The 4,911-nt window shown below is 34.0% G+C and carries 10 protein-coding genes and 2 pseudogenes; all 12 read right to left on the minus strand.

The window, feature by feature from the left end:
- Window positions 1–655, minus strand: a pseudogene (locus WGMM_RS02595) (preprotein translocase subunit SecY); the annotation flags it as partial.
- A gap of 3 nt (window positions 656–658) precedes the next feature.
- The gene (gene rplO / locus WGMM_RS02600; RefSeq protein WP_006279863.1) at window positions 659–1,129 is read right to left on the minus strand and encodes a 50S ribosomal protein L15; all 471 of its coding nucleotides are present in this window, start codon (window positions 1,127–1,129) and stop codon (window positions 659–661) included.
- A gap of 3 nt (window positions 1,130–1,132) precedes the next feature.
- A complete protein-coding gene (rpsE, locus tag WGMM_RS02605) occupies window positions 1,133–1,645 on the minus strand; it encodes a 30S ribosomal protein S5 (RefSeq protein ID WP_038249592.1) in 513 nt (170 codons plus the stop codon).
- Window positions 1,646–1,657: 12 nt separating this feature from the next.
- A complete protein-coding gene (gene rplR / locus WGMM_RS02610; RefSeq protein ID WP_038249593.1) occupies window positions 1,658–2,029 on the minus strand; it encodes a 50S ribosomal protein L18 in 372 nt (123 codons plus the stop codon).
- Window positions 2,030–2,034: 5 nt separating this feature from the next.
- On the minus strand, window positions 2,035–2,580 hold the full coding sequence (rplF, locus tag WGMM_RS02615; RefSeq protein WP_038249594.1) for a 50S ribosomal protein L6: 546 nt from the start codon (window positions 2,578–2,580) through the stop codon (window positions 2,035–2,037).
- Between the two features lie 16 nt (window positions 2,581–2,596).
- A complete protein-coding gene (rpsH, locus tag WGMM_RS02620) occupies window positions 2,597–2,992 on the minus strand; it encodes a 30S ribosomal protein S8 (RefSeq protein ID WP_007551150.1) in 396 nt (131 codons plus the stop codon).
- Between the two features lie 21 nt (window positions 2,993–3,013).
- Window positions 3,014–3,322: a 30S ribosomal protein S14 gene (gene rpsN / locus WGMM_RS02625; protein ID WP_038249595.1), complete on the minus strand. Its 309-nt coding sequence runs from the start codon at window positions 3,320–3,322 to the stop codon at window positions 3,014–3,016.
- Between the two features lie 16 nt (window positions 3,323–3,338).
- A complete protein-coding gene (gene rplE / locus WGMM_RS02630) occupies window positions 3,339–3,872 on the minus strand; it encodes a 50S ribosomal protein L5 (protein WP_038249596.1) in 534 nt (177 codons plus the stop codon).
- Window positions 3,873–3,878: 6 nt separating this feature from the next.
- Entirely contained in the window at window positions 3,879–4,196 is a 318-nt protein-coding gene (gene rplX, locus WGMM_RS02635; protein WP_006279347.1) for a 50S ribosomal protein L24, read from the minus strand.
- The gene (gene rplN, locus WGMM_RS02640) at window positions 4,196–4,555 is read right to left on the minus strand and encodes a 50S ribosomal protein L14 (protein ID WP_038249598.1); all 360 of its coding nucleotides are present in this window, start codon (window positions 4,553–4,555) and stop codon (window positions 4,196–4,198) included. Before rplN ends, rplX begins: the two co-directional genes overlap by 1 nt.
- Window positions 4,556–4,568: 13 nt before the next feature.
- Window positions 4,569–4,805: a 30S ribosomal protein S17 gene (gene rpsQ / locus WGMM_RS02645; RefSeq protein ID WP_038249602.1), complete on the minus strand. Its 237-nt coding sequence runs from the start codon at window positions 4,803–4,805 to the stop codon at window positions 4,569–4,571.
- A pseudogene (rpmC, locus tag WGMM_RS06100) lies at window positions 4,798–4,911 on the minus strand (50S ribosomal protein L29); the annotation flags it as partial. The pseudogene rpmC and the gene rpsQ, both read right to left, overlap by 8 nt.

Consider the following 4,911-nt stretch of genomic DNA (forward strand, 5'->3'; position numbering starts at 1 on the left):
CGATACGCTACCGTCTTTATTTAACGTTAACAAAGATGATAAAGCGCTGTGTAACTCTGATATTATACCCGTGAAAATGATTAATGAGATACCATTGCCTATACCGCTAGCGCTGATTCGTTCACCAAGCCATATTAAAAGCATAGTTCCACCTAAAAGGCTGAAAACACCTATTGTACGAAACATAACACCAGGTTCGATTACAACCAATACCCCTTCCCCTATTCATCCCTTCCAATCCAACCAAAATTGGAATTGATTGAAATACACAAATTACTATGGTCAGATAGCGTATATAAGAATTCATCTTTCTACGGCCTGACTCTCCATCATTCTTCACTTCCTTCATTCCTTTAATCGCAGAAGAAAGTAACTGAATAATGATAGAAGCCATTATATATGGAATAACGTTCAATGCTAGAATTGTTATTCTAGCCAATGCACCACCAGAAAATAAATTAAATACTCCAAAAACGCCTGAGCCATCTTTGGGAAATATATCATTAATTACATCAAGATTAATTCCAGGAATAGGCACATAAGTACCCAAGCGATAGCAAATTAAAGCTATTAGCGTAAAAAATATACGCTTTAATAAATCGCCTTTATATAACAACGTAGGATCCAAGCTATTAAATGCTGATTTATTGCCCATGACTTACGATAGTATTTCCACACTACCACCAACTGAAGCTACAGATTTTTTTGCAGCTTCTGACGCAAAATCAACATGAAACACAAATTTTTCGCTCAACTTACCTTTATTAAGAAGTTTAATTTTATCCTTAATAGACTTTATAAAACCTAATTTATACAGCCTCTCCTTATCTATAACAGAGTCTTTCACTATTTTTTTAGCTTCCATTAAGCGCTGTATATCGCCAACATTAATTATAGAGTATATGCTCCTACGTATAGGCTTAAAACCTCTTTTAGGCAAACGAGTATATATAGACTGTTGTCCACCCTCAAAACCATTTATAGAAACTCCACTTCTAGCCTTCTGCCCTTTATGCCCTCTACCGGATGTTTTACCTTTACCACAACCGATACCTCTACCCAGCAACTTAGGCTTCTTTTTCTTAGATAATTTAGTAAATATGGAGTTTAATTTTACAGCATTATTCATACTTTACCTGTTTCCAACTATCTCGCTAATCTTTTTGCCTCTTTTGCTTGCTACCTGACGAGGAGATAACATACTATCAAAAGCCTTAAACACCGCACATATAACGTTATGAGGATTATTTGATCTAGTGGATTTAGCTACCACATCCTTTATACCTAACACCTCAAAAACTGATCTAATCGCTCCACCAGCAATAATACCTGTTCCGGCTCTTGCGGTTCTTAAAACTATCTCACCAGAACAAAATTTAGCTTTAATATCATGATGCAAAGTTCTACCTTCACGCAAGTACACTCTAATCATTGATTTCTTTGCAGCATTTACAGCTTTGACTCTTGCTTCAGCAACTTCTGCGTGCTTACCTATTCCACACCCTACCCTACCCTTCTCATCGCCAACAACAACCAAAATTGAAAATGAAAATCTTCTACCACCTTTGGTAACCGTTGTCACTCTTCGTACCGAAACTAAAAGCTCTGATAAATCATCATTATTTTGTAAATTCTTTATAGCCATATTCAAAACCTTCTAAAATTCAAATCCAGAACTTCTTAAAGCCTCAGCAAATTGAGAAATTAATCCTGTGTATTTATACGCTCCACGATCAAACGTAAGCTGCTGCTCTAATTTCATGCCAGAAAGACGCTCAACCATTAAAGAAGAAACCTGTTTTATAGTTTCAGCGTTGACTTTCCCTTTACATACATCCTTAATTTTAGCATCCAAAGTAGAAGCTGAAGTGAGAGTTATTCCTTTTACATCATTAATTAACTGGACATAAAAATGCCTATTAGATTTAAATATGGATATACGTAAACGTTCAGCGCTCTTGTCAAGCTTCGCTCTATTACGTAACTTCCTTTTTTCAGAATTACTTAAAAAATTATACGATCTTTTCATTTTTATTACTTCTTTTTACTTACAACCTTACGCAGCATAAATTTGCCTTTTATTACAACACCCCTACCTTTATAAGGATCATATTTTCTAATTTTGCATATATCAGACGCCACCATATAGACCTTCTGCTTATCCATACCACTAACTACTAAGTGAGTTGGCTTCATGCACTTAATCTCAACATCTTTAGGCACTTTATATTTAACATTATGGCTATAACCAAGATACAAAGTCAAATACTTACCATCACACTCTGCCTTATATCCCACACCGTTAATCTCAAGATTAACAGAAAAACCATCAACCATGCCGTTAATGATATTATTAATATTACTCCTATAAGTACCCCACATAGGCCTTATTTTATCATAATTATCTTTATCTTGATCAACAGAAAGCAATAGCTGATTATCAATAATCTGACACACAACATCCCTGATCAAGCTAACTTCCTTTTCAGCCTTAGCACTCTTTATTAACATACTACCATTATTATATTCAACTGAAACACCAGCAGGAATATTGATAGGAGCAGCACCTATACGAGACATGAATTTCTCCTATTATTTAAAACACACGACACAAAACTTCTCCACCAACCTTTAACTTATGTGCATTATAATCAGTCATCACTCCTTTGGGCGTCGATATAATAAAAATACCAAGACCATTATATGCTTTAGAAATGTCCTTATACTTAGAATAACGACGACAACCAGGCTTTGACACCCTAACTATGTCACTAATTACAGGTGACTTCTCATAATACTTCAATTTTACAATGAAAGAAGGTAAGTTATCTACAACTTGCTTTTCATAATCAAGGATATACCCTTCTTCTTTTAAAATCTCCAATATAGAAGAATTCATCTTAGAAAATAGTACCCTTGTTGCCCTATGCATTGCCAATTGAGCATTACGTATCCTTGTTAAAAAATCACCAATACTATCAGATAACGCCACAATATACTCCTTATATTATATTTACCAACTAGACTTTGTAACTCCTGGAATTTGCCCAAAAGAACATAAATCACGCAAAACAATCCTACATAAACCAAATTTTCTATATACTCCTCTTGGTCTCCCAGTTAAAGCACACCTATTTCTAATTTTGGTTTTGGAAGAATTTCTAGGCAATTTTTTAATTAATTTATTTTGAGCTGTAAACCTTTCTACAATAGACAAATTCTTATTATTTATTATAGATTTCAATTTTTCTCTTTTTTTTTTATATTGATCGCACAACTTTATTCTGCGAAGATTTCTTTCTATCATAGATTTTTTTGCCATATATTTCTCCTCTCAATTAATCAAAAAAAGGAAATTTAAGAGCCAGTAATAATTCCTTTGCTTCCTTATCACTAACTGCACTTGTTATAATATTAATATCCATACCTCTAATTTTACTTATTTTATCATAGTCTATTTCTAAAAACGAGATATGTTCCTTTATACCAAAGGAAAAATTACCATTACCGTCAAATTGCTTCACACTAAATCCTCTAAAATCTTTTTCCCTTGGCAAAGCAATATATATCAATCTTTCTAAAAACTCATACATTTTATCTCTACGCAAAGTTACTTTGCAACCTACTGTAGCACCTTTTCTGATCTTGAAGCCAGAAATAGATTTTTTTGCAAAAGTTGATAAAGGCTTCTGCCCAGCAATCAAATATAGGCTATCAAGTGGTTCATTTATTGCTTTACTATCTGTAGCAGCATCTCCAACGCCCATATTGATACACACCTTGACAAGTTTAGGCACTTGCATTATACTGCCGTAATTAAATTTGTCCTTCAAGGACTTTACTATGCTATCTTTATACAATTCTTTAAACATATCAACCTAATCTATCACTTCTCCAGAAACTTTTGCAAAACGCACTTTTCTACCGTCTATAACCTTAAACCCCACTCTAGTTGGAGTTTTATATTTGGGGTCCAATGTTGCAACGTTGGATATATCAATAGCTAACTCTTTATTTAATATACCACCACTACTACCAGCTTTTGGTTTAGTATGTCTCTTATGCACATTCACTCCAGAAACAATTACTTTCTTTTTAGCATCACGTGCTATAACTTTGATTACCTTACCAATTTTTCCCTTATCTTTACCAGTTAAAACTATAACGTCGTCACCACTTTTTATTTTAGCACTCATTATAAAACCTCAACAGCTAATGACATTATCTTCATAAAAGAACCAGATGATAACTTTTTTACCGGACCAAACACCCGAGTGCCAAGTGGTTCACCTTGATCGTTAATCAAAACTACAGCATTGCTAGAAAAACGAATTACAGAACCATCAGATTTTCTAATAGGGCTTTTCACCCTCACCACAACTGCTCTATATACTTTTCCCTTCTCAACTTTCCCTCTTGGAGCAATAGATTTAGTAGATACAATAACTGTGTCACCTATAGATGCAGACTTTCTACCACCCAATAAACCAATACAAAGCACTGCACGGGCGCCAGAATTATCAGCTACTTCCAACAATGTATTTTTTTGAATCATATAAATATCCTATTCAATGCGAGCTATTAACAATAACCCATTTTTTAGTAGTAGAAATAGGCTTGTGTTCTTGTATTAAAACCTTGTCCCCTTCTTTACAACTATTATTCTCATCATGTGCTGTATACTTCTTGTATTTTTTTATAACCTTTTTATACAGCTCATCCTTATACACTTGTAATACCGAAACCTTTACAGTCCTATCACACTTAGCCTTAGTTACAGTACCACAAAAAACCTTTTTAGGCATTCTTTTCCTCTCTTCTTCTTTTATTTAATGTAGTTAAAATACGAGCTATGCTCTTTCTTATTAAGCTAAAAACGCGAAATATTGTTGCACTGGCCCAGCTTCTTTT

The organism is Wolbachia endosymbiont of Glossina morsitans morsitans (genome assembly GCF_000689175.1).
GTDB classification, from domain to species: Bacteria; Pseudomonadota; Alphaproteobacteria; order Rickettsiales; family Anaplasmataceae; genus Wolbachia; species Wolbachia pipientis.

Excerpts from the sequence above, each read along its gene's own strand:
- rplO (WP_006279863.1), bottom strand. The coding sequence starts at position 1,129 with ATGAATAATGCTGTAAAATTAAACTCCATATTTACTAAATTATCTAAG.
- rpsE (WP_038249592.1), bottom strand. The coding sequence starts at position 1,645 with ATGGCTATAAAGAATTTACAAAATAATGATGATTTATCAGAGCTTTTA.
- rplR (WP_038249593.1), bottom strand. The coding sequence starts at position 2,029 with ATGAAAAGATCGTATAATTTTTTAAGTAATTCTGAAAAAAGGAAGTTA.
- rplF (WP_038249594.1), bottom strand. The coding sequence starts at position 2,580 with ATGTCTCGTATAGGTGCTGCTCCTATCAATATTCCTGCTGGTGTTTCA.
- rpsN (WP_038249595.1), bottom strand. The coding sequence starts at position 3,322 with ATGGCAAAAAAATCTATGATAGAAAGAAATCTTCGCAGAATAAAGTTG.
- rplE (WP_038249596.1), bottom strand. The coding sequence starts at position 3,872 with ATGTTTAAAGAATTGTATAAAGATAGCATAGTAAAGTCCTTGAAGGAC.
- rplX (WP_006279347.1), bottom strand. The coding sequence starts at position 4,196 with ATGAGTGCTAAAATAAAAAGTGGTGACGACGTTATAGTTTTAACTGGT.
- rplN (WP_038249598.1), bottom strand. The coding sequence starts at position 4,555 with ATGATTCAAAAAAATACATTGTTGGAAGTAGCTGATAATTCTGGCGCC.
- rpsQ (WP_038249602.1), bottom strand. The coding sequence starts at position 4,805 with ATGCCTAAAAAGGTTTTTTGTGGTACTGTAACTAAGGCTAAGTGTGAT.